Here is a 22,433-nt window from a genome sequence, read left to right as displayed (position 1 = left end):
CTGCAGGCCGTTTTCGATTTCCGGTCTCTCTGGCGGGTTGCGCCGCCAGAGAGACGCCACCACTCGCGCACATCACTACTGCATGCCACTGTCGTCATCCCACTGACGGTCGCGGCCAAAGTGGCCCGAGCATGGCGCAGACCTTCTTCTCACGGCTGGCGATATCGTCGGATGTTAGCGTGCCGTCGCCCTTGCTGTCGTAGCGGGCGATGATGCGCTTGGCCATCCGCTGGAAGCGCGCCTTCTCCAGCGCGTCGGCGAGCTGGGCGACGGTCAGCGCGCCGCCATTGTCGGCAACCAGCTTCTTCAGCCGCGCGTTCATGGCGTCGGAAAACTGGTCGAAGGTGATAGCCCCGCCCGAATCGCCCATCGCCTTGTCGAGGCGCATCATCGTGTCCTCGCGCACTTTTGCGCTGGCGTTGTTTTCAGCGTATGCGGTGGCGCCGGCGAGCGCTGCGAAGGCAAGGGCAAGCTTGGTTGACTTTCTCATGGGTCTTCTCCTGTTGCATCGTCACCCCCGATGCGGCCGGCTATTTCATGGTCGCCCGGCACGAAGCAAAAGGTCAAAGTCCCGCCTGACCTTCTGCGATGTCTCCTTGAGATGTGCTTCCAGCACGCTGAAATCCGGCAGATCGGTGACCGCCAGAAGCATATCCGAAAGCCCCGGCGGAACGTCGTCGCGCTCAAACGCTCCGGTGAGGCACAGCCGCGTCATCTGGGTCAGTGCCAGATAGAGGCCGTAGGCTTCGCAAAGCTCCTGCCTCACCCCGGAATCGGCAAAGCGAGGAGCCAGGCGGGACAGTATCTCGGCCGTACCAGTCACACGCGGCCCGGTCTCGACCTGCCTCGTAATGACTGCCACCTGGGCGATGAATTCGAGGTCGATCAGTCCTCCGGGAACAAGCTTGATGTCCCACAGGTCGCGCGGCGGCTTTTCCTTCTCGATCATGGCCCGCATGTCCGAGGCCTCGGCCTTCACCTTTGCAGCATCGCGCGGCTGGCCCAGCACCGCCGCGACTTCCGCCTCGACCTCGGCGCAGAGCCCGGCATCGCCGGCGATGGAACGGGCCCGCGCCAGTGCCATGTGCTCCCAGGTCCAGGCCTCCTGGCGCTGGTACTTCTTGAAGGCGTCGATATGGGTGGCCACCGGTCCCTTGTTGCCGGACGGGCGCAAGCGCAGGTCGAGTTCGTAGAGCACGCCTTCCGCCGTCGGCGCCGATACGGCCGAGATCAGCCGCTGCGTCATGCGGGTGTAGTAATGCGAAGGTGCCAGCGGCTTTTCCCCGTCGGAATCCTCGGCGTCCGCGTCGTGGTCGTAGAGCAGGATGAGGTCGACATCCGACCCGGCCGTCAATTCGCGGCTGCCAAGCTTGCCCATGCCCAGCAGCGAAACCACGCCGCCGGCAATCATGCCGTGACGCCCTGCGAATTCGGCCATCACCGCCCGTAGCGCGGCCTCGATGGTGAGGTCGGCCAGGTCGGAAAAGGCGCGGCCGGCGCGAGCCGGATCGATCGAACCGGCGAGCAGGCGCACACCGATCAGGAATTTCTGCTCAGAGGCGAAGATGCGCAAGCGGTCGAGCACGTCCTCGTAGGCCCTGTCGCCTTCGATAAAGGCCGACAGCCGGCCTGAGAGATAGGCACGGTCCGGCAATTCGTTGAGAAGGGCTGGATCAAGCAGGCCGTCGAAGACATGGGGCCGGCGCGTGATGATAGCAGCCAGCCGGGGTGCGGCGCCCATGATCGTCGCCATCAGCTTGAGCAGCGCCGGGTTCGACTGCAACAGGGAGAACAACTGGATGCCGGCCGGCAGTCCGGCAAGGAATTCATCGAAACGAATCAAGGCTTCGTCCGCCCGCCGTGTCTGGCCGAACGCCTTGAGCAGGGCCGGCGTCAACTCCGTCAGGCGCTCGCGTGCCTCCGCCGATTGGGTGACGCGATAGCGGCCGAAATGCCAGCCACGAATGACACGGCAAATGTCGCTCGGCCGCTGGAAGCCGAGACCATGCAAGGTCTGCAATGTGTCTGGGTCGTCGACGTCGCCGGTGAAGACCAGATTGCCGATGCCCGCCGAAAGCTCGGGTGCCGTTTCAAAGAGCGCCGCATAGTGGCGCTCGACCTGTTGCAGCGAGGTGCGGAACGCCCCGGCAAAGGTTGCCGCATCGGCAAAGCCCAGCATGCGGGCAATGCGCTCCAGCCCCTCATCGTCTTCCGGCAACGTGTGCGTCTGCTCATCGGCCACCATCTGGATGGCGTGTTCGACACGGCGCAGGAACCAATACTGGCGGGCAAGCGCGTCGCGCGCCTCGGTGGTGATCCAGCCGCGCGCCGCGAGTTGGCCGAGCATCGGTACGGTCTCGCGGCCGCGCAGTTCCGGGAAGCGGCCGCCGGCGATCAGCTGCTGTGTCTGGACGAAGAACTCGATCTCGCGGATGCCGCCGCGGCCGAGCTTGACGTTGTGGCCCTTCACGGCGATCTCGCCATGTCCCTTATGGGCGTGGATCTGGCGCTTGATCGAATGCACATCGGCAATCGCGGCGTAGTCCATGTATTTGCGCCAGATATAGGGCTGGAGCTCCTTGAGGAAGGCGGCGCCCGCGGCCAGATCGCCGGCCACCGGACGCGCCTTGATCATGGCGGCACGCTCCCAGTTCTGGCCGCGCGCTTCGTAGTAGCGCAGCGCGGCTTCGACCGGGATCGCCAGCGGCGTCGAACCGGGATCGGGGCGCAATCTCAGATCGGTTCGGAAGACATAACCGTGCTCGGTGCGGTCCTGCAAGATGCGCACCAGCCGGCGCGTCAGGCGCGAAAACAGCTCGGTGGCGTCGAGGGGATCGACGACGGCAGGGACTTCCGGGTCGAAGAACACGACGAGGTCGATGTCGGAAGAGAAATTCAACTCGTGCGCGCCGAGCTTGCCCATGCCGAGCAGGATCCAGCCCGACTGCCGCGACGGGTTGTCGAGGTCCGGCAGCCTGAGCTTGCCCTGGCCATGGGCGTCACGCAGCAGGAAGTCGACCGCCGCACGGGTGCAGGCATCGGCAAGGTCGCTCAGCCGCCGCACCGTCAGCGACGTTTCGGCCTCGCCGGCGAGATCGGCGAGCGCGATCAGGAAATGCGCTTCGGCCTTGCACTGGCGCAACCCCATCATCAGGCCGGATTCCGAGATCGCCTCCGCTAGTGGCGCCTTGTCGATCGCAGCGGTGATCGCTTTCAGACGAGCCTCCACCGGCTGGTCGAAAAGACTGTCCAGGATCCGGGGCCGGCGCCGCGCCGTATCGCGCAGGAATGGCGAGAGGTCGAAGACGCCGGCCAGGAAATCCTGGCCCCTCCCCTTGCCGACCAGGAACTTGGCCAGCCGTGTCAGGCCTTCCTCGCGTGCCGCTGCCGCGATCTCGGCCAGTTCCTGCCGCGCCCGGCTTGCGTCAAGGGGAACAAGCGCGACCTCGGGCCTCAGCAGCCAGTCGGTCTTGCTCCGCTTGGCAACGGCCGCCATCAGTGATCCTCGCGTGTGGGGAAACTCATGACCACGGATAGTCCTGGATTGCCTGGCAACAGGTCAAGCCGACCATAGTGGAAAGTCATGACCGCCTTGGCGAGGCTGAGGCCAAGGCCGGAACCCGGTTGTGAACGGCTCTTCTCCAGCCGCACGAAACGTTCGGTCGCCCGGGCACGATCGGCGTCGTCCGGGATGCCCTGGCCGTTGTCGGCGACGGAAAGCCTGATCTCGCCATGCGTGCGCGCGAGCGTCACACGGACCGCCGGCTTGGACGTGGAGTCCGTCGAATACTTGATCGCATTGTCGACTATGTTGGACAGCGCCTGACCGATCAGCTCGCGGTTGCCGTCGACGATAAAAGCGCCGTTGACCTTGGCTTCCAGCGAGACGCCAGCCTCTTCCGCCACCGGCTCGTAGAGTTCGACCACGTCGCGCACGGTTGCCGCCAGATCGACGCGAGCAGTATGCTCAGACGAATATCCGGCCTCCAGCCGAGAGATCATCAGTATGGCGTTGAACGTCTTTATCAGTTGGTCGGACTCGGCAATGGTGCCTTCGAGAGCCTGGCGGTAATCGGATGTCGTGTGCTTGCCGGAAAGTATCGCCTCGGCCCGGTTGCGCAGTCGGGTCAGCGGCGTCTTCAAATCATGCGCGATGTTGTCGGAAACCTGCTTCAGGCCTTCGTTGAGCGTTGCGATCCTGGCCAGCATGGCGTTGAGGTTTTCCGAAAGCCGGTCGAACTCGTCACCGGCGCCGGTCACCGGCAGCCGGCCGGAAAGATCACCGCCCATGATGCGACGGCTCGCTTCCGAAACCCCGTCGATGCGCTTCAGCGCCGCGCGGCCGACAAAGAACCAGATCAGGATGCCGCCCAGGCCCATCATGCCGAGCGCCAGCGTCAGGGCACGGCGGATGACGGCGCGAAAGCGCTCCGGCTCGCCAAGATCGCGGCCGACCAGCATGATCATCTGGTTCGGCAGCCGCAGCACCAGCGCAATGGCGTTGTGACCCTTCTCGCCCTCGGCCTGCGCTGCGTTTTCGCCAGTTGAAGGAGATGTTGTCTGGTCGGATGTTCCGCTGCGCAGGCGATCAAGCTCGCCTTCTCCGAAACGCTTGTAGGAGAACGGCTCGGTCGTCCAGCCCTCGGCCTCGATCACGCCCGGCTCCAGGCTCTGCACATTGCCAGTCAGGATCTGGCCGTTGGCATCGGCGATCAGGTAGAGGTTGGCGCCAGGCTGGCGCGAGCGCGCCTCGACCACACGGACCAGCACCGGCAGACCACCACGCTGATAGGCACGGGCGAGACCGAGCACTTCGTCGTTGATGGTTTCCTGCGTCTGCGCGGTCAGCATGCGTGCCGACAGCGAGGTCATGTAGAAGACGAGCGACACGGCGCAGATCGCGAACAAAAGAAGATAGAGCGCCGAAAGCCGCGCTGCCGTCGTCTTCATGATGGCTGGCACGGATAAGGCCATGCCGTCGCCTAGATCAGCATGATGTTTGGTAGAGCCGTCATGCTGATCCAGCTCTTTGTTGGAGCATGATCTCTGGACAAACGGAAACCGTTCGTCCGAGAAAACCGGTACCCACTTTTCGGGATCATACTCTAGCCGCTCTTCAGCATGTAGCCTGCGCCGCGAACCGTATGCAGGATGGGCTTGTCGAAGCCCTTCTCGATCTTGCCGCGCAGCCGCGAGACGTGGACGTCGATGACATTGGTCTGCGGATCGAAATGATAATCCCAGACGTTTTCGAGCAGCATGGTGCGCGTCACCACCTGGCCGGCATGGCGCATCAGATATTCGAGCAGCCGGAATTCGCGCGGCTGCAGCGTGATCTCGCGCGCCGCCCGGCGGACCGAATGCGACAGCCTGTCGAGCTCGAGGTCGCCCACCCGGTAGACGGTTTCGGCCTCCTTGGCGCTGGCCCGGCGATTCAACACCTCGACGCGGGCCAGAAGTTCGGAGAAGGCATAAGGCTTGGTCAGATAATCGTCGCCGCCGGCGCGCAGACCGGTGACCCGGTCGTCGACCTCACCCAACGCCGAGAGGATCAGCACCGGCGTGGTGTTGCCCCTCGAGCGAAGGCCGGCAATCACCGACAGGCCGTCACGGCGCGGCATCATCCGGTCGATAACCATCACGTCGTAGTCGCCGGCATCGGCAAGCGCGAAGCCGGTCTCGCCGTCACCAGCGACATGCGCGGTATGACCAGCCTCGTTGAAGGCTTTCTGCAGATAATCCGCGGCCTCGCGATCATCTTCTATGACGAGAATCTTCATAGGCCCGTTATACGCGATTTCGCTGGAAGGTTGAGTAGCAGGCATCTGCATTCTAGCCTTTGCCAAAGCGCATCGCGATCAAGATGATCCCGAGCGTGCGCGATAAAATCTTGTTCCCTGGTGTCTTCATCGTGGACATGCCTGTTTTAGCGCATGTCGCTATACCGCGGTCACGGCATGTCCTCGCACCGGGCCGCAGGGAGCGCTTCTGGACAGCCTGTAAGATGTGCGGCAGCGGGCGATGGGAGACCCGCTGCCGCCGGAGGAGAGCACGATGACTGACTAACGTACCCGGCTCCATGCTTCCCCATGCGGCGGTTCGGGGGTGTTTGATACCGCCGCATCGGAAAAGTCGTTTCAGCCCTTGGCGACCGGCAAGGCGACGAAGCGGTTGTTGTCGTCACGCGTGATCTGCATCAGCACGGCCTTGCGTCCGGACTTCACAGCTTCGGTCATCGCCTTGGTGACGTCCTCGGTGCCGTTGACTTCGGTCGAGTTGACCGCGGTGATGATGTCGCCCGGCTGGATGCCGCGATCGGCGGCATCGCTGTCGGGATCGACGTCGGTCACCACGAGACCCTTGCCGTTTTCGGACTTGGTGACGGTGAGGCCGAGATCGGCCAGCGTGTCGGGCTTTGCCGGAGCCGCGGGCTGCTGTTGCTGGTCGTTCGAGGCCTGCTTGTCGCTGGCGGGCAGCTTGCCGAGATCGACCTTGACCGTCTGGCTCTTGCCGTCACGCCAGACGGTGACGTGGACCGGCTTGCCCGGCGAATAGGCGCCGATCAGGCGGGCGAGTTCCTTTGGCGACGCAACGTCCTTGCCATCGACCTGGGTGATCACGTCGCCAGCGGTGATGCCGGCCTTCTTGCCGGGTCCGTCGTCCTGGGCACTGGACACCAAGGCCCCATTGTTGGACTTCAGACCGAGCGATTCGGCGATGTCCGAGGTGACCGGCTGGATTTCGACGCCGAGCCAGCCGCGCTGTACCGCACCGTTCTTCATCAGGTCCCCAACAACCTGCCTGGCGGTCGAGGCCGGGATGTCGAAGGCGATGCCGACGCTGCCGCCCGACGGCGAGAAGATCGCCGTGTTGATGCCGACCACTTGGCCGTTGAGATTGAAGGTCGGGCCACCCGAGTTGCCGCGGTTGACCGAGGCATCGATCTGAAGGAAATCGTCGTAGGGGCCAGCGCCGATGTCACGGCCGCGAGCCGACACGATGCCGGCGGTGACGGTGCCACCGAGACCGAACGGATTGCCGACGGCCACGACCCAGTCGCCGACACGAACCTTCGAATCATCGGCGAAATCGACATAGGTGAATTTGCCGCCACCGTCGACCTTGAGCACGGCGAGATCGGTGCGCGGATCGGTGCCGACCAGCTTGGCGTCGAGCTCCTTGCCGTCATTGGTCACAACCGTGAAGGCGGTGCCCTCTTCGACGACGTGATTGTTGGTGACGAGGTAGCCGTCTTCGGAAATGAAGAAGCCGGACCCCTGCGCCACTGGGCGCGGCTGGCCGTTGTTGCGGTCGCGGTGACCGAAGCGACGGTGACCTTCGTCGTTTTGACCGCCCTGGTCGCCAAAGCCTCGGAATTCCTTGAAGAAGCGGCGCAGCTGCGGATTGTTGGGAAGATTGTCGAGACCGTCCTGATCGTCGGAGCCGTCATCGGCGGTCGGCTGGATCTTGGCCTTGACCTTGACGCTGACCACGGCCGGGGAAACACGCTCGACGACGTCGGCGAAGCTTGGAACCTGCGGCGCCTCGACACGCACCGCGTCGGCCAGGACGGGGCCGGTTCCGCTGGTCAGCGCGCCAACGCCGATCGCACCGGCAACCGCGACGGATGCGACGGCAGCCAGGAGACGCTTGCGGGTGCGGGAATATGAATTGGGGGCAATATTCATGGGTCTCTGATCCTCTTTTCGAAGGGACACGCCTTGATAGGCATCCTCAGGAAAGGAGAATTAGAACGGCGCACATTACAACGCCATTTCCGACGCATGAAACTTTGGTAATGTTGGCGGTCGACCTGTCTGTCGGGCGGTCTCACCCTTCACGCCATTTCGCAGTCAGTCCCGGCGCAGGATCGCGTCCAGCGCCGCCTGTTCGTCGGCGGAGAGGGATTTTGTCGCCAGTTGCCGGCGGGAACGGGCGTTGAAGGCGATAAAGATGCCGCCTGCCAGAAGCAGAATGACGGGCGTGCCCCAAAGCAGCGCGTTGCGCAGGTCGAAGCGCGGCTTCAAAAGCACGAACTCGCCATAGCGCGAAACCACATAGTCCATCACCTGCTGGTCGGTATCGCCGGCGACGAGGCGCTGGCGCACCAGGATGCGCAGGTCGCGGGCCAGATCGGCATCGGATTCGTCGATCGACTGGTTCTGGCAGACCATGCAGCGCAGGCCTTCCGACAGCGCCCGGGCTCGCGCCTCCAGCGCCGGATCGGCCAGCATCTCGTCAGGCTTCACCGCTTGCGCCGCACCGGCGAAGAGCAGCGCCAGCAGCAGGACAATCGACGTCAGCGAGAACCTTGTCTTCATGGCAGGCCCGCTGGCGCCACCGCCGTCTTGCGGCGCCGCGAGGGTGCTCCGACCCGCAAGCGCCTGTCCATCAGCGACATGGCAGCGCCCGCCATCATCATCAGGCCACCGCCCCAGATCAGCGTCACCAGCGGCTTCCACCACAAGCGCACCACGACGGAGCCATCCTTGCCTTCGTCACCGAGCGAAATGTAGAGCTGGGAAAGACCAAGGGTTTTGATGCCGGATTCCGTCGTCGTCGTCTGCCGCACCGGAAAGAAGCGCTTGGCCGAGCTGATTTCGCCGATGGGACTGCCGCTGACACCGATCAGCTCGAAGCGGCCGCGATCTTCGCTGTAGTTGGGGCCCTGGGCCGGATAGAGCCCGACGAAACGCAGCGTGTGGCCGGACAATTCCACCGTCTCGCCGGCATGCATCGACAGGATTTTCTCGGTCCCGAAGCAAAGCGTGCCGATAATGCCCAGCGTGGTCAGGCCAAGGCCGAGATGGGCGAAAGCCGTGCCGAAGACCGAGCGCGGCAAGCCAAGCAGGCGCCGGACCATGTTCCCCGTCGTGACATTGCCGAACCCCGCCTTGACGGCGATGTCGGTGAGCGCACCAAGGATCAGCCAGACGGCAAGTCCGACGCCAATGGCCGCCAATACCGAAGCGCCGTCGATGAACAGGGTGGTGACCAGTGCCGTCAGGAGGGCACCCGCGAATGCCACCATCAGGCGCTGCGCGACCGCGAAGACATCGCCGCGTTTCCAGGCCAACAGCGGCCCAAAGGGAACCATCACCAGCAGGGGTACCATCAGTGGCGCGAAGGTCAGGTTGAAGAATGGTGCTCCGACCGAAATCTTGTCGGAGAAAAAGGCTTCGACCACCAGCGGATAGAGGGTGCCAACGAGCACGGTGGCGGTCGCCGTCGTCAGGAACAGATTGTTGAGGACGAGCGCGCCTTCGCGCGAAATCGGATGGAACAGGCCGCCGGCCGTCAGCTTCGAGGCGCGCAACGCAAACAGCGACAGCGAGCCGCCGATGAACAGCGTCAATATGCACAGGATGAAGATGCCGCGCGTCGGATCGGTGGCGAAGGCATGGACGGAGGTCAGGACGCCCGAGCGCACCAGGAAGGTGCCGAGCAGCGACAGCGAGAAGGTGAGGATGGCAAGCAGCAGCGTCCAGATCTTCAAGGCCGAACGCTTTTCCATGACGATGGCCGAATGGAGCAGCGCGGTGCCTGCCAGCCACGGCATGAAGGAGGCGTTCTCGACCGGATCCCAGAACCAGAAGCCGCCCCAGCCGAGTTCGTAGTAGGCCCAGTACGATCCCATGGCGATGCCGCCAGTCAGGAACATCCAGGCGACCAGCGTCCATGGCCGCACCCAGCGCGCCCAGGAGGCATCGATACGACCTTCGATGAGGGCCGCGACCGAGAAGGAAAAGCAGATCGAGAAACCGACGTAACCGAGATAGAGCAGCGGCGGGTGAATGGCGAGGCCGAGATCCTGCAGGACCGGGTTGAGATCGCGGCCCTCGATCGGCGCCGGATTGAGCCGGATGAACGGATTGGACGTCGCCAGGATGAACAGGAAGAAGGTAGCGCCGATGGCGCCCTGCACGGCCAGGACATTGGCCCGCAGCGTTGCCGGCAGGTTGGAGCCGAAAGCGGCGACAAGCGCGCCGAAAAAGGTCAGGATCAGCACCCAGAGCAGCATCGAGCCTTCGTGGTTGCCCCAGGTTCCGGTGATCTTGTAGATCAGCGGCTGCAACGAATGCGAGTTTTCCCAGACGCTCGCCACCGAGAAGTCGGAATTCGCATAAGCGCTGGCCAGCGCGACGAAAGACAGTGCCGTCAATGCAAAACCGGTCACCGCGACCGGGCCGCCGACAGCCATCAGGCGCTGGTTGTTCAGGCGCGCGCCAAACAGCGGCACGATCGTCTGCACCAGCGAAAGCGCGAATGCCAGGACCAGGGCGAAATGTCCGGTCTCAACCATGACTGTACCTGTAATTCACCGTTGCTCTCCTGCCAGAGCTATTCACTCTTGCTCTCCTGCCAGACGCCCTTGGCCTTCAGGCCATCGGCCACTTCCTTGGGCATATAGCGCTCGTCGTGCTTGGCCAGCACGCTGTCGGCGACAAAGACGCCGTCCGGGCCGAAGGTGCCCTCGGTGATGACGCCCTGTTCTTCGCGGAAAAGGTCCGGCAGGATGCCGGTGTAAGTGACCTTGACCGACTTGTGTGTATCGGTGACCGAAAAGGCGACGGTCGCGCCCTGCCCGCGCTCGATGGTGCCCTTCTCGACCAGCCCTCCCAGCCTGATGCGCTGTCCCGGCTGGACGCTGGCTGTGGCAAGATCGGCCGGCATGTAGAAATAGGACGCCTTCTGGCCGAGCGCGTAGAAGGTCAGTCCGGTGGCGGCGCCCAGGAAAGCCAGTCCGCCCACGATGACCGACAATCGTTTCTGCTTGCGCGTCATGCTCTACTCCGTCGCCGCCAGGCCGAGCGAGGCGGCAAAGATGGTGAATTTCTTCGCTTCGTCACTGTCGGCCCCAAAAACGGCAATGGCGCGATGAAGAGCATCGCGCGCCTCATCGGCCTTGCCCAGCACGACGTAGGAACGAACGAGCCGCATCCATCCTTCCGCGTCACGCGGATTTTGCCGCAGTTTGTCGTCGAGACCCGCGACCATGGTGTTGATCATGGCTTCGCGGTCCTGCGGCGACATGGAGGACGCGGCGTCGACATCGGCGGCATCGGGACCTTTCGCGGCCGCGCCGGAAGCGACTTCAGGGTTGCCGGATTTGGCCAATGCTTGCTCGACGGCGCCGCGCCACGGTGAATCCGGCGGCAGCGTGCCGAGCATCGCCTGCCAGGAGGCAACCGCTTCCTTGGTTCGCCCCTCCTGCGCCAACGCCACCGCCAGATAGAAACCGGCTTTCGCATTGGCCGGATCGAGTTTCAGCGCCGCCTCGAAGGCATCCTGTGCGTCGGCCGAAACAATGCCGCCCGCCGCACCGGCGATCGCCTCGCCAAGGCCGGCCTGACGGACAGCACTGTCGCCGTCGAGACGAATGGCGTTGCGGTAAGCGGCGGCCGCGTCGGAAAAGCGCTGCATGCGCAGATAGACCGGGGCCAGCACATCCCACCCCCGGCCGTCGGAAGGATTGGCGGCAAGGTGAGCTTCCGCCCGCGCGACCAACTCGTCGACCGAGCTGTCGGCCGGGTTCTTGGCCAACCGCTCGCTAAGCGGCTGTGACGGCAGGTCGGGCGAACCGAGCTGGCTGTAAAGCCCCCAGCTGACCAACGGCACCGCCAGCACCGCGACGGTCGCGACAACTCTTGACGTGGCCGACGCCGGCCTGGCCGATGCCTTGCCAGCTGGATCCGCATTGTCGAGGCGCAGGATGCGGCGGGCGATCTCGGCGCGTGCCTCGGCTGCCTCCGCCGGCTGGATCAGGCCCCGTGCGGCGTCGCGGTCAAGCTCGGACAATTGATCGCGATAGACTTCCAGATCGTGGTCGCCGCTCGATGCGGCACCTTTCGAGCCGGCAGCCAACGGCAACAGCACCGCCAGGCTCGCGCCCAGCGTCAGGATTGCGGCTATGACCCAGAACAGCATGGCTCTTCCAATAAAGGCAGAGACTTGCCCTGCCAACATGTCCATCCTGCGACGCTTTGACGGCGGACGCGCCTGACGTCCTTGATCGACGTCAAGCGACCAGTTCCCAACCGGGATATCAGGTCAGCGGCGTCCAGCTGCCGTCGGTGTTGCGGCAAGCGGTTCCGCGGGCGGTGACGCCGGCTCCGCCGGTGAACACTGTCTGCGTGTACTGGCGGCAGTCCTGTGAACCGACGCGATAGGGCTGGGCCGGCACCACCTCGCCATAGCGCGAGGCCTGGTCGCCTTTCCACGTCACCTTCTGGCCGCTTGTCGTATATTCGAGCGCCTTGTATTCGGCCTCGAGCGCGCTGCGCTTCTCCGTTGCGCTGAGGCTGCTGCCGATCGAACCGCCAATCAGGCCACCGCCCATCGCGGATATGATCGAGGTGGTGACCTTGCCGCCCGAAGGAGGCGTCGAGGCCGGTGTCGGCGCGACGGTGGAGCCCTTGCCGCTCAAGGTAGTGCAGCCGGAGACGGCCAGCAATGCGGAAACAAACGCGACGCGAATCTTCATGCCAACAACCGGTTTTCTTGAGTTGGAGCCTGCCATGGATGCGCCTGGGGCCGCGTCATCGGAGAAGTGGGCGTCGCCATAGTATTGATATTTGTCGGAAATTTGGCCATTGCCGGCCGCTCCGGGACCAATCGATATGCCGCCATAACATGTGCCGTCCATCGGTGTCGATTGGCGCTGGGAAACGTCACTGAAGGCTCCGCAACCGCACCACCGCCTTCAATCCGCCCATGCCGGACCGTTCGAGCGCGAGAACGCCTCCATACTCGTTGACGAGGTCGGCGACAATGGCAAGCCCCAGACCTGTGCCCGGTTTCGTCTCGTCCAGGCGTCTTCCGCGCTTCAGCGCGTCGCGCGCTCTGTCCTCGGGAATGCCGGGGCCGTCATCGTCGATGCTGATCTCGAACAGATGATCATCCTTGCCGACCAAGGGTGCGACCGAGACCGACACCGCGCTCCTTGCCCATTTCATCGCATTTTCAAGAAGATTGCCGAGCAGTTCCTCGAGATCCTCGCGCTCGCCGGCAAAAACGATCTCGGATGCCGGCAGCGTCAGCGACAGGCTTGTCTGCGGATTGAGCTTCTGCAAGACCCGCACCATGCGCTGGGCCAGCGGCGCCACCGGTGTACGGTAGACGACGCTGTCGCGCTGCGCCGCGACGCGAGCACGCTGCAGGTAGTGATCGACCTGCTTCTGCATGGAGGCAGCCTGTTCGGCGATCAACTGCCCCTTTGGGCCGCCGAGCGCGCGGCCCTCGTTGAGCAGCACCGCGAGCGGCGTTTTCAGCGAATGGGCGAGATTGCCGACCTGGGTTCGCGACCGCTCGACGATGCGTTTGTTGTTTTCGATCAATGCGTTGGTTTCGTTGGCTAACGGTTCGATCTCGGCTGGAAAGCGGCCGTCGAGCCGCTGCGCGGTGCCCTCGCGCACCATGGCGAGCGCGTTCCTGACCCGGCGCAGCGGCTGCAGGCCAAGCAGGATAGCGATAGCGTTGATGGCGATCATGCCGATGCCGAACAGGCCGAGATAGGTCAGCAGGCGGCGCTGGAAGGTTCCGATTTCCTGTTCGAGTTCGCTCTGGTTGCCCATGACGCGGAAACGCGCGGCACGGTTCTTGGCGTCGAGGACGAATTCGCTCTCGAACACTTCGAGTTGCTCGCCGTCGATACCCTCGGCCGAATAGCTGCGCTGGAAGCTGGCATTGAAAGGCACTTCAGCGACGCTTGGCGACGGGATGGTCCTGGTCATCGAAGAGGAGTGGAGGTCGCCATGCACGCCTTCCGAGGCCGGTTCCACCGACCAGTACCAGCCCGAATTGGGCTCGGAGAAGCGGAGGTCGCCGAGGTCGGGGGCGCCGGTGAGCGCTCCGGTATCGGAAATGCCGATGGAGCCGATCAGATTGAACAGATGCGCCGAAAGCAGGCTGTCGAAGCCGCGTTCGCTGGCCTGACGGTACAGCGTGGTGATCAGGGTGAAGATGACGACCAGGGTCAGGATCGCCCAGACCGTGGAGAAGGCGATGACGCGGAACGTCAGCGAGCGCGGCCACAAACGCAGCGCAAGCGGCGTCCTTGCGATTGGTTTGAGCGGTTCCGAGTTACGCCTCCGGCTCACGCATGCGGTAGCCCATGCCGCGCACGGTTTCGATCATGTCGATGCCCATCTTCTTGCGCAGCCGCCCGACAAAGACCTCGATGGTGTTGGAATCGCGGTCGAAATCCTGGTCGTAGAGATGCTCGACCAGTTCGGTCCGCGAGACCACATCGCCCATGTGGTGCATCAGGTAGGCGAGCAGGCGGAATTCGTGCGAGGTCAGCTTCAGTGGCACACCGTCGACATCGGCCTTCGACGCCTTGGTGTCGAGACGCAGCGGCCCGCAGGTGAGTTCGGACGAAGCGTGGCCGGCGGCCCGGCGGATAAGCGCCCTGACCCTGGCAAGCACTTCCTCGATATGGAACGGCTTGGTGACATAGTCGTCGGCGCCGGCATCGATGCCGGAAACCTTGTCGCTCCAGCGGTCGCGCGCCGTCAGGATCAGCACCGGCATCTTGCGGCCGCCGCGGCGCCAGCGCTCGACCACGCTGATGCCGTCCATCTGCGGCAGGCCGATGTCGAGCACGACGGCGTCGTAAGGCTCGGTGTCGCCGAGGAAATGGCCTTCCTCGCCGTCGAAGGCACGGTCGACGACATAGCCGGCATCGACCAGCGCGTCGGCTATCTGGCGGTTGAGATCCTTGTCATCCTCGACGACGAGTACGCGCATGCGGAGATCGATACCTGTTGAAGAGCTTTTTTGGACTGAAGACTTGGTCAGATCGAAGGGTTGGGGTCGGATTAAAGGTTGGGGTCAGATATAGGCCGATTCCGGCGGCCTGGGAAACGAGGCCCGTAAGATGAAAGATCCGGTCAGTTCTGCGGCACGACGATCTCGGAACGGCGCGGACGCTGCCCGTCCTTGCCGGGCACCAGCACGACGATGACGCAGACCGGCTGGCCGCCGCGCGTCGACTGCGAGGCCTTGGCCAGCGTTCCGCCATTCTGCTGGGCAACCTGTTGACCAATCGCATAGCAGTCGGACGCGGCCAGAACGATCGGGCTGGCCTGACCGGGGGCAATGACCGGCATCGCCACCGCCTGCGACGCAAACAGCCCGGCAGCACATAGCGCCAGTGTCGCGGTTCGGAAATGGGAGCGGAGCGTTTTCATGACCGGCGTTGTAACGCATCGGTGCTGAACGTGAAATGAACGGTGATCGACGCAAAAAACATGTCCGCTACACCCCTGAAAACACAGATGACCAATCGTGATTTCGACGCCCCAACCCGACGAAATCCGGGAAACGGCAGTCTAGACTCTGTTTCGGTCATATTGAAAGCGCGTCAGGCATTTTCCTGCGTCAGGGCGCGAAACCGCAGCAGCCCGTGATGCACCAGGAGCTCCTCGTCGTAGCGGGCTTCGGTGAACTCGAGCGACAGCCGCGTCTGGCCGCGAGGACCGATGACCAGCACCGCGTCGTCAAGGCGTGCCTTGATGGCGTCCATGATTGCAAGCGTTTCGGCTTCGCCCTGGGCTTTCGACCAGACGTGCAGCGTGATCAGCTGATCGTCGTTGTTCTCGACGCCCGTATCCCAGTCGAAGGCACTGGTCTGACCGCAGGTCACGTAGGGAAAAGCGGCATTGTCGGCCGCCCGTTCCAGCAGCCCGGCACCGCCCAGCAACGCCGACAGGGATGCGTCGCCCTTCAGTCTCAAAAAAAGTGCCTGCTGCAAATCGCCGGGCGCGGTCATCGTCCTTTTCCTCAAGCCTTGCGCCACCGACATCGGCTTTCGCAAGCCTGTCCGTCTGCATGTTCTGCCAGATATAAACGTTCGCGACGCGAAGACGATGGCGATTCGTCATCAGAATGATGAACGCCGATGATCTCGAAAATACGACCTGCCGATACCCCGTTCGGCCGATGTCGCGCAACCTAACGATGAAATAGCCAAGCGCAACCGCGATGGGATGACATGCCTGGCAGCGGAGCGTGAACGTGGACTCTCGATTCCCGGTGACCTATCCTTGCCCCGTATGGACGGCCCACGGGATGGAACGTCCTTGCTCGCTTTGATCCGTGAAGCGACGATGGCAGGGCATTTTCCCCTAATTTCCGGAGTTGATGATGCTCGATCCAGAAAAGACCAGGGCCGCGTCCATGTTGTTGGTAGGTCATTGGGACCGGGGCACCCGTCTCGACGCCATACCACGGGAGTTACGGCCAGAAACGCGGATCGAAGGGTACGCCATCCAGTCGCATGTCATGGGTCGTTCGGCCGCTCCGCTTTTCGGCTGGAAGATCGCGGCAACCAGCCTGGCCGGACAAAGGCATATCAACGTCGACGGCCCGATGGCCGGCCGTCTCCTCGCCGAGAAGGCTGTCGAGGTTGGCGGGACCGTTTCCCTGGCGACGAGCAAGATGTGCGTGGCCGAGATCGAATTCGCTTTCCGCTTCGGCCGGCAATTGCCGCCGCGTCCGGCACCCTATGAAATCGCTGAGGTGGTGGATGCCGTGGCGGCCTTGCACCCGGCGATCGAAATACCGGACTCACGCTATGACGATTTCTGCGCCGTTGGAGCGCCGCAGCTCATAGCCGACAACGCCTGCGCCAATCTGTTTGTCATCGGCGAGGCGGTGGAAGACGATTGGCGCGACGTGGATCTCGCGAAGCACCCGGTGGTCGGTTTCGTCTCCGGAAAGTCGCAGCACAACGGATCGGGAGCAGCCGTGTTGGGCGACCCTCGCATTGCGCTGACATGGATCGTCAACGAACTGTCGGGCCTAGGCATAGCACTGGAGCCGGGACAGGTGGTGATCACCGGCACCTGCGTGACGCCGATCGGCGTCGAGGCCGGCGACGAGGTCACCGGCGACCTGGGCAGGTTCGGCCGCGTTTCCGTGCGGTTTGTCTAGTCCGTCCGACGGCCACGCGTTCACATGCCAATTTTCAGGCGGCGGGCTTGTTCCAGCCGCATTTGAAGGCCAGCATCGGCCGTGCCTTCAAGGCGTCCGCTTCGGTCCCACTGCGATCGAACGCGACGCCATTTTCGTCGAGCTTGGTCGATGGCCGGAGCGTCGGCGCTTTGCTGGCCGGCCACACACTTGACCCAGTCGGCCACCGCGATCCTCGAAGGCGATAGCGGCTTTGCATGAAGTCGCAAAAGAGAGACGTGATCCGTCTCCCGACGGATCGGCGCGAGTTTGAAGAGGAGCCAGCCCACGGGCGGGTTTTGCCAAAATCAACCTAAGACGCGAGGTCGAATGCGATGCAGTCCACCGCCCACAAAATCCCGGTATCCATTATTATCCCGAACTACAATTACGCGCATTTCCTTGAACGTAGCATCGACAGCGCCCTGGAGCAGGACCACGACGACGTCGAAGTCATCGTCGTCGACGATGCATCGCAGGACAATTCCACGGCCATCATGGACTCCTACGGCGACAGGATCCTTGCTTGTCCGAGACGAAAGAATGGCGGGCATGCGGCTGCCTTCAATACCGGCTTTGCCGCCAGTTCGGGCAGAATCATCCTCTTCCTCGACGCGGACGATTATCTTTATCCGGAAGCCGTCTCCAGGATCGTCGACACCTGGGACGCGGCAACTGCCCAGGTGCAATCCAGACTGCACATTGTCGATGAGCGGCAACACATCAAGGACGTCTTTCCGCCGCCGGAACTGCCCTTCGACAGCGGTGATGTCGTGCCGAAACTGCTGCACAAGGGGCGCTACCAGACGACCGTGACCAGCGGGCTGGCCTTCGACCGGACGACCCTGGAATCGATCATGCCGATTCCGGAACCGGATTTCCGTCAGGGCGCCGACGGCTATCTTGCGACGCTGGCGCCACTCCATGGCCACGTCCAGTCCATCGATGAATGTGTCGGGGCTTACCGTATCCACGGCGCCAACCATTCGGTTTTCGGTGAAAAGCTCGCCGAGCGGGCGCGCTGGCGGGTGGAGCACGATTTCCACCGCATGGAGGCGCTGTCGGACCAGGCATCGCAGGTAGGCCTGACCGTCGTGCCGGCAGACGTTGTTCGCCATGATCCGGTCCATCTGGAAGAACGGCTGGCGTCGCTCTGCGCGGATAGGCACCGGCACCCCGTCGCCGATGATTCCCGGCTGGCGCTCGCGGCGGCGGGGGCTGTCGCCAGCCTCGAAATGTCGGCGTCCCTGCGGCGCCGCGCCGTGCTTGCCGGCTGGTTCCTGTCGGTCGGCATGCTGCCGCGGCAAATGGCCATGGCGGTGCTGTCGTGGAAGCTCGACGCATCGTCCCGGCCGAGATTCCTTACCAACCTGTCCAGCACGATCCGCCGCGCGATGGGGTAGCCGAAGCGCTTGGAGGATGATCACCGACCGTGGTCAGGGCCTGCCGCGCAACCGGACCACGAAGCTGCGCACCGCCAGCACCAGCACGGTGATGATGATCAGGATCACCGAGAGGGCGGCGATGGCTGGATCGATGTTGTCGCGCAGGCCCATCCACATCAGCCTTGGCAGGGTGATGGCGTTGACCGAGGTGATGAACAGCGTGACGCCGATCTCTTCCCAGGACAGCACGAAGGACAGCAGTGCCGCGGTGACGATGCCGAACTTGATGTTTGGCATGATGACGCGGGTGGCGCGCTCCCACACCGAGGCGCCGAGGCCGCGCGCGGCAAGGTCGATGCGCCGGTCGAGCTGGCTGAGCGAGACCAGGATCAGCACCGTGGCGAAAGGCACCGTCATCACCGAATGCGCCATGGCGACGCCAAGCCAGGTATCGTATCCGAAGAAGGAGCTGACGCCGGAGATCGAGGTGAGCAGGAAATAGAGCGTCACCGCCGAGACCACCGGCGGCACCACCATCGGCAGCAGCACGAAGCCGACGAGGGCCGCGGTGAAACGCGGCTGGAACATCCACACGCCGAGGCTGAAGCAGAGCGCCAGCACCGTGGAAATCGCGCTGCTGACGATGCCGATCCTGATCGACAGCAGGATCGACTGAAGCCAGCGCGGATCCTCGATCAGCGAACGATAGTGGCGCAGCGACAGTTCGCCCGACGGCATCGCCAGCATGCGGCTCGGCGTCAGCGACACCGGGATGACGGCGAGAAGCGGCAAAAGCAGGAACAGCGCCACCAGAACGGCCAGGATCAGCGAGACGGGTCCGGGGCGATAGGTCGGCATCAGATCAACTGTTTCGGTCTGACATAACGGAACAGAAGCGCCATCAGCGCACCGACGAACAGCACCAGTACGACGCTGATCGCCGCACCCAGCCCCCAATCCGGGCTCTGGAAGATGCGGAGATAGATCAGTTCGGCGATCATCACGCTGCGGCCACCGCCGAGGATCGCCGGCGTGACGAAGAAGCCGAGCGAGAAGACGAACACGATCATCGCCGAGCCGATGATGCCGGAGCGGGTCATCGGCACGAACACGGTCCAGAAAGTGCGCATGCGGCTGGAGCCGAGCCCGCGTGCCGCCAGCAGCACCCGGTCGTCGAGGCTGCGCATGGCCGAGGCGAGCGGAAAGACGGCGAACGGAATGAGGAAATGCGTCATGCCGACGATGACGCCGAACTCGTTGCGCACCAGGGTCAGTGGTTCGGAGATGAAGCCGATCGCCTGCAGCCAGGTGTTGATTAGGCCGCGATTGGACAAAAGCGCCACCCAGCCGAAGGCGCGCGTCAAAACCGAGATCCAGAACGGCACCAGGATGCAGAATTCGGCGACAAGGCGCTGCGCCGGCGTGCCGCGCACCCAGACGACGGTGATGGCGTAGGCGGCGGCAACCGAGACGACCGTGACGATGGCCGCGATGCGCAATGTGCGGATGAACACCGACTGCACCAGATCGTCGGTGAGCAGTGCCTCGTACTGGCCGAGCCCCGGCGTCGGCAGTGTGAAGCTCCACTTCACGACACCGAGGAACGGCCATGCATAGGCGAGGACAAGAAATAGGAGCAGCGGCGCCATCAACAGCGCCGCGCCCATCCTGTCGGAGAGATATGCTCTCATCTGGACCCGATGATCCCGGCCCTGGTCAAGCCGAGATGATCTTGGTGTATTCGTCGAGCGCCGGCCCGTAGTTCTTGGCGTACCAGTCCATGTCGAGCGGGATCTGCTTCTTCATGTTCTCGGGATCGACCGGGTTGATGCGCTTCTTGTCAGCGGGGATCAGCGCGTCGGCGGCTGGATTGGCCGGGCCCTGCCCCAGCTTGTCGAACATGACGAGCTGCTTTTGCGGATCCTGCGCGCTGGCGATGAACTTCATCGCCGCGTCCTTGCCGCCTGGGTTGTTCTTGAGCACGGCAAGGGCACCGGGCGAGATCAGGCCCTGGTCCCAGATGAACTTGATCTTGCCGCCCGAGTCCTGCTCGATCAGCGAGGCGCGGGTCGACCAGACGATGGCCATCGAGGCCTCGCCGTTGAGCAGCACGCTCTGGCTCTCGGCGCCGCCGCCCCAATAGGCGACCACGTTTTCCTTGAAGGCGGCGATCTTGTCATGCGCGCGCTTGAGGTCGAGCGGATAGAGCGAGGCCGGCGCGATGCCGTCCGCCAGCAGTGCGGCTTCCCAGCTCGAAACGCCCCATTTGTAGAGCGAGCGCTTGCCGGGGAACTTCTTCACATCGAAGAAATCGGCCATGCCGGTCGGCGCGTCCTTGCCGTATTTCTCGGAATCATAGGCGATGACGTAGGAGAAGAAATAGGTCGAGGCGGCATACTCCCAACCGAAGCCCGGCCGCATCTTCGTCTTGTCGACGATCTTGTAGTCGATCGGCTCCAGCGCGCCCTGGGCGCCGAGCGTGATGGCCGAGAATGGGTCGACGTCGACGAGGTCCCAGGTCGGGGCGCCGCTCTTGGACTGCGCGGCGATCGCGCCTTCGGTCGGGCCGGAGCCGTCCATCTTGACGGTGATGCCGGTGTCCTTGGTGAAAGCCTGGCCGTAGGCGGCGTCGTAAGCCGTGATGGCGTCGCCACCCCAGTTCACCAGAACCAGTTCCTTGGCCTGTGCAAAGGCACCGGTCGAACGCAAAAGCATCGGCGTGCCGGCGAGCACGAGTGCTGCCAGCTGCGTGAACTGGCGGCGCGAAATCTCGCCGCGACCTGCCCTGGCGGACAGGGTCTCGATGGCTTGTTTCTTGGTATCGTTTGTCATGTCAGTTCCCCTTTTTGTCGTTGATCATTCCCGGAAGCCTGCGTGTCCCATCGGTCCACGCCGGCGGTCATTGTCCTCCTTCCGGAAGGAGGAAACCCTTTTCCGCAGGCCAGGTCAGCCAGACGGAATTGCCTTTGCTCAGCGCCGCGGCCGCGACCTCGTTGGGCACCGAGACGGTCACCCTGGCGCCCTGCCGCGTCGTCAGGTCGAGCCTGGTCGCCGCACCCAGATAGGTCGAGGCGGTGGCGGTCGCGGCAATGCCGTTCTCGCCGGCGGCGGCCTCGCCAGCGATCGACATATATTCGGGGCGGATTGCCAGGATTGCATCGCCACGGACTTTCTCGGCCTTGCAATGCATGCTGACCGCGCGATCCTCGCAAACGCCCGTCGAGCCATTGCCGGCGGGCTTGACCCCTTTCAGCGGCAGCATGTTGATCTCCCCGAGGAACTCGGCGACGAAGCGGTTGTCCGGCCGGTCGTAGACCTCGTCCGGCGCGCCGACCTGCAGCAATTTGCCGTGGTTGAAGATGGCGACGCGCGACGACAGCGCCAGCGCCTCGCTCTGGTCGTGGGTGACGAAGACGAAAGTGGTGCCGGTTTCCAGATGCAGGCGCTTCATCTCGGCCTGCATCTGTCCGCGCAGGCTCTTGTCCAGCGCCGAGAACGGCTCGTCGAGCAGGAGCACGCCTGGTTCGAACACCAGTGCGCGAGCCAGCGCCACGCGCTGCTGCTGGCCGCCGGAGAGCTGCGACGGCAGTTTCTTCTCGTGACCAACCAGGCCGACACGCTCGATCATCTCGCCGACACGCTTCTTGATCTCGGAGGCCGATTTCTTGCGGACCTTGAGCGGGAAAGCGATGTTGGCCTCGACGCTCATATGCGGGAACAACGCATAGCCCTGGAACACCATGCCGGCGGCGCGCTGCTCGGCCGGACGGTTGGTGATGTCGGTGCCGTCGCTCAGGAGGCGGCCCTCGGTCGGCTGCACGAAGCCGGCGAGGATCATCAGGAAGGTGGTCTTGCCCGAACCGGAGGGGCCAAGCAGGGTCAGGAACTCGCCGCGGCCGATATTGAGCGTCAGATCGTCCAACGCACGGAACGAGCCGAAGCTCTTGCCGATCCCGATTGCCTTGATCTCTGCGGCCCGGCCGGGTTGCTGCATCCTGCCTTCTTCCTCAGTCCCAAGAGGAAATCGTAGGCAGGCCGGCGGCTCACCGCAACCGAATAGTTTTCGCCTGATCGGCAAATTTGATTCATCTATGG

The 22,433-nt window shown here is 63.7% G+C and carries 21 protein-coding genes; 2 read left to right on the top strand and 19 right to left on the bottom strand.

From position 1 onward, the window contains the following. Nucleotides 1–94: 94 nt before the first annotated feature. From FJ978_RS27905 to FJ978_RS27840, 14 genes are all read right to left on the bottom strand, one after another. Nucleotides 95–490 carry a hypothetical protein gene (locus FJ978_RS27905; RefSeq protein ID WP_140575813.1) on the bottom strand — a complete coding sequence of 132 codons (396 nt, stop codon included), beginning with the start codon at nucleotides 488–490 and terminating at the stop codon, nucleotides 95–97. 45 nt (nucleotides 491–535) lie between these two features. Then, complete coding sequence (locus FJ978_RS27900; RefSeq protein ID WP_140575812.1) at nucleotides 536–3,496, bottom strand: bifunctional [glutamine synthetase] adenylyltransferase/[glutamine synthetase]-adenylyl-L-tyrosine phosphorylase; 2,961 nt, start codon at nucleotides 3,494–3,496, stop codon at nucleotides 536–538. Continuing rightward, nucleotides 3,496–4,974, bottom strand: coding sequence for an ATP-binding protein (locus FJ978_RS27895; protein ID WP_140575810.1), 1,479 nt, complete (start codon nucleotides 4,972–4,974; stop codon nucleotides 3,496–3,498). Before FJ978_RS27895 ends, FJ978_RS27900 begins: the two co-directional genes overlap by 1 nt. Before the next feature lie 131 nt (nucleotides 4,975–5,105). Beyond that, nucleotides 5,106–5,780 (bottom strand): response regulator transcription factor, encoded by a 675-nt coding sequence (locus FJ978_RS27890; protein WP_023764356.1) that lies wholly within the window; start codon nucleotides 5,778–5,780, stop codon nucleotides 5,106–5,108. A 357-nt stretch (nucleotides 5,781–6,137) separates the two neighbouring features. Next, complete coding sequence (locus FJ978_RS27885) at nucleotides 6,138–7,688, bottom strand: Do family serine endopeptidase (protein ID WP_140575808.1); 1,551 nt, start codon at nucleotides 7,686–7,688, stop codon at nucleotides 6,138–6,140. A 165-nt stretch (nucleotides 7,689–7,853) separates the two neighbouring features. Next, nucleotides 7,854–8,321: a cytochrome c-type biogenesis protein gene (locus FJ978_RS27880; RefSeq protein WP_013896427.1), complete on the bottom strand. Its 468-nt coding sequence runs from the start codon at nucleotides 8,319–8,321 to the stop codon at nucleotides 7,854–7,856. Further along, on the bottom strand, nucleotides 8,318–10,303 hold the full coding sequence (locus FJ978_RS27875) for a heme lyase CcmF/NrfE family subunit (protein WP_140575807.1): 1,986 nt from the start codon (nucleotides 10,301–10,303) through the stop codon (nucleotides 8,318–8,320). The genes FJ978_RS27880 and FJ978_RS27875 overlap by 4 nt, the downstream gene beginning before the upstream one ends. Nucleotides 10,304–10,341: 38 nt before the next feature. Then, nucleotides 10,342–10,785: a cytochrome c maturation protein CcmE gene (gene ccmE, locus FJ978_RS27870; protein WP_013896429.1), complete on the bottom strand. Its 444-nt coding sequence runs from the start codon at nucleotides 10,783–10,785 to the stop codon at nucleotides 10,342–10,344. A 3-nt stretch (nucleotides 10,786–10,788) separates the two neighbouring features. Beyond that, a complete protein-coding gene (gene ccmI, locus FJ978_RS27865; protein ID WP_140575805.1) occupies nucleotides 10,789–11,928 on the bottom strand; it encodes a c-type cytochrome biogenesis protein CcmI in 1,140 nt (379 codons plus the stop codon). Nucleotides 11,929–12,046: 118 nt separating this feature from the next. Further along, nucleotides 12,047–12,484 (bottom strand): hypothetical protein, encoded by a 438-nt coding sequence (locus FJ978_RS27860; protein ID WP_140575803.1) that lies wholly within the window; start codon nucleotides 12,482–12,484, stop codon nucleotides 12,047–12,049. A gap of 187 nt (nucleotides 12,485–12,671) precedes the next feature. Continuing rightward, nucleotides 12,672–14,099 carry an ATP-binding protein gene (locus tag FJ978_RS27855; protein WP_013896432.1) on the bottom strand — a complete coding sequence of 476 codons (1,428 nt, stop codon included), beginning with the start codon at nucleotides 14,097–14,099 and terminating at the stop codon, nucleotides 12,672–12,674. Beyond that, nucleotides 14,083–14,748 carry a response regulator transcription factor gene (locus tag FJ978_RS27850; RefSeq protein ID WP_013896433.1) on the bottom strand — a complete coding sequence of 222 codons (666 nt, stop codon included), beginning with the start codon at nucleotides 14,746–14,748 and terminating at the stop codon, nucleotides 14,083–14,085. The genes FJ978_RS27855 and FJ978_RS27850 overlap by 17 nt, the downstream gene beginning before the upstream one ends. Before the next feature lie 143 nt (nucleotides 14,749–14,891). Continuing rightward, nucleotides 14,892–15,191: a hypothetical protein gene (locus FJ978_RS27845; protein ID WP_013896434.1), complete on the bottom strand. Its 300-nt coding sequence runs from the start codon at nucleotides 15,189–15,191 to the stop codon at nucleotides 14,892–14,894. Nucleotides 15,192–15,364: 173 nt separating this feature from the next. Further along, entirely contained in the window at nucleotides 15,365–15,772 is a 408-nt protein-coding gene (locus tag FJ978_RS27840) for a DUF3168 domain-containing protein (RefSeq protein WP_013896435.1), read from the bottom strand. Nucleotides 15,773–16,146: 374 nt separating this feature from the next. Here FJ978_RS27840 and FJ978_RS27835 point away from each other — a divergent pair, with 374 nt between their 5' ends. Further along, nucleotides 16,147–16,935 carry a fumarylacetoacetate hydrolase family protein gene (locus FJ978_RS27835; protein WP_013896436.1) on the top strand — a complete coding sequence of 263 codons (789 nt, stop codon included), beginning with the start codon at nucleotides 16,147–16,149 and terminating at the stop codon, nucleotides 16,933–16,935. 20 nt (nucleotides 16,936–16,955) lie between these two features. On the opposite strand, the gene FJ978_RS27830 is transcribed toward FJ978_RS27835, so the two are convergent. Next, nucleotides 16,956–17,141 (bottom strand): hypothetical protein, encoded by a 186-nt coding sequence (locus tag FJ978_RS27830; RefSeq protein ID WP_140575802.1) that lies wholly within the window; start codon nucleotides 17,139–17,141, stop codon nucleotides 16,956–16,958. Nucleotides 17,142–17,288: 147 nt separating this feature from the next. Between FJ978_RS27830 and FJ978_RS27825 the strand changes: the two genes are divergently transcribed. Further along, nucleotides 17,289–18,356, top strand: a complete 1,068-nt coding sequence (locus FJ978_RS27825) for a glycosyltransferase (protein WP_140575800.1) — start codon at nucleotides 17,289–17,291, stop codon at nucleotides 18,354–18,356. A 33-nt stretch (nucleotides 18,357–18,389) separates the two neighbouring features. Here FJ978_RS27825 and FJ978_RS27820 read toward each other — a convergent pair whose 3' ends face one another. The 4 genes from FJ978_RS27820 to FJ978_RS27805 form a co-directional block, all read right to left on the bottom strand. Continuing rightward, nucleotides 18,390–19,196: an ABC transporter permease gene (locus tag FJ978_RS27820; protein ID WP_140575799.1), complete on the bottom strand. Its 807-nt coding sequence runs from the start codon at nucleotides 19,194–19,196 to the stop codon at nucleotides 18,390–18,392. Next, nucleotides 19,196–20,029, bottom strand: a complete 834-nt coding sequence (locus FJ978_RS27815; RefSeq protein WP_023764368.1) for an ABC transporter permease — start codon at nucleotides 20,027–20,029, stop codon at nucleotides 19,196–19,198. The genes FJ978_RS27820 and FJ978_RS27815 overlap by 1 nt, the downstream gene beginning before the upstream one ends. Before the next feature lie 25 nt (nucleotides 20,030–20,054). After that, complete coding sequence (locus tag FJ978_RS27810) at nucleotides 20,055–21,170, bottom strand: ABC transporter substrate-binding protein (RefSeq protein ID WP_140575796.1); 1,116 nt, start codon at nucleotides 21,168–21,170, stop codon at nucleotides 20,055–20,057. 67 nt (nucleotides 21,171–21,237) lie between these two features. Further along, nucleotides 21,238–22,332 (bottom strand): ABC transporter ATP-binding protein, encoded by a 1,095-nt coding sequence (locus tag FJ978_RS27805; RefSeq protein WP_140575795.1) that lies wholly within the window; start codon nucleotides 22,330–22,332, stop codon nucleotides 21,238–21,240. Nucleotides 22,333–22,433: the final 101 nt, after the last annotated feature.

Source organism: Mesorhizobium sp. B1-1-7 (assembly GCF_006442705.1).
Lineage (GTDB): Bacteria > Pseudomonadota > Alphaproteobacteria > Rhizobiales > Rhizobiaceae > Mesorhizobium > Mesorhizobium opportunistum.
This window is presented reverse-complemented; position numbering and strand designations above follow the sequence as displayed.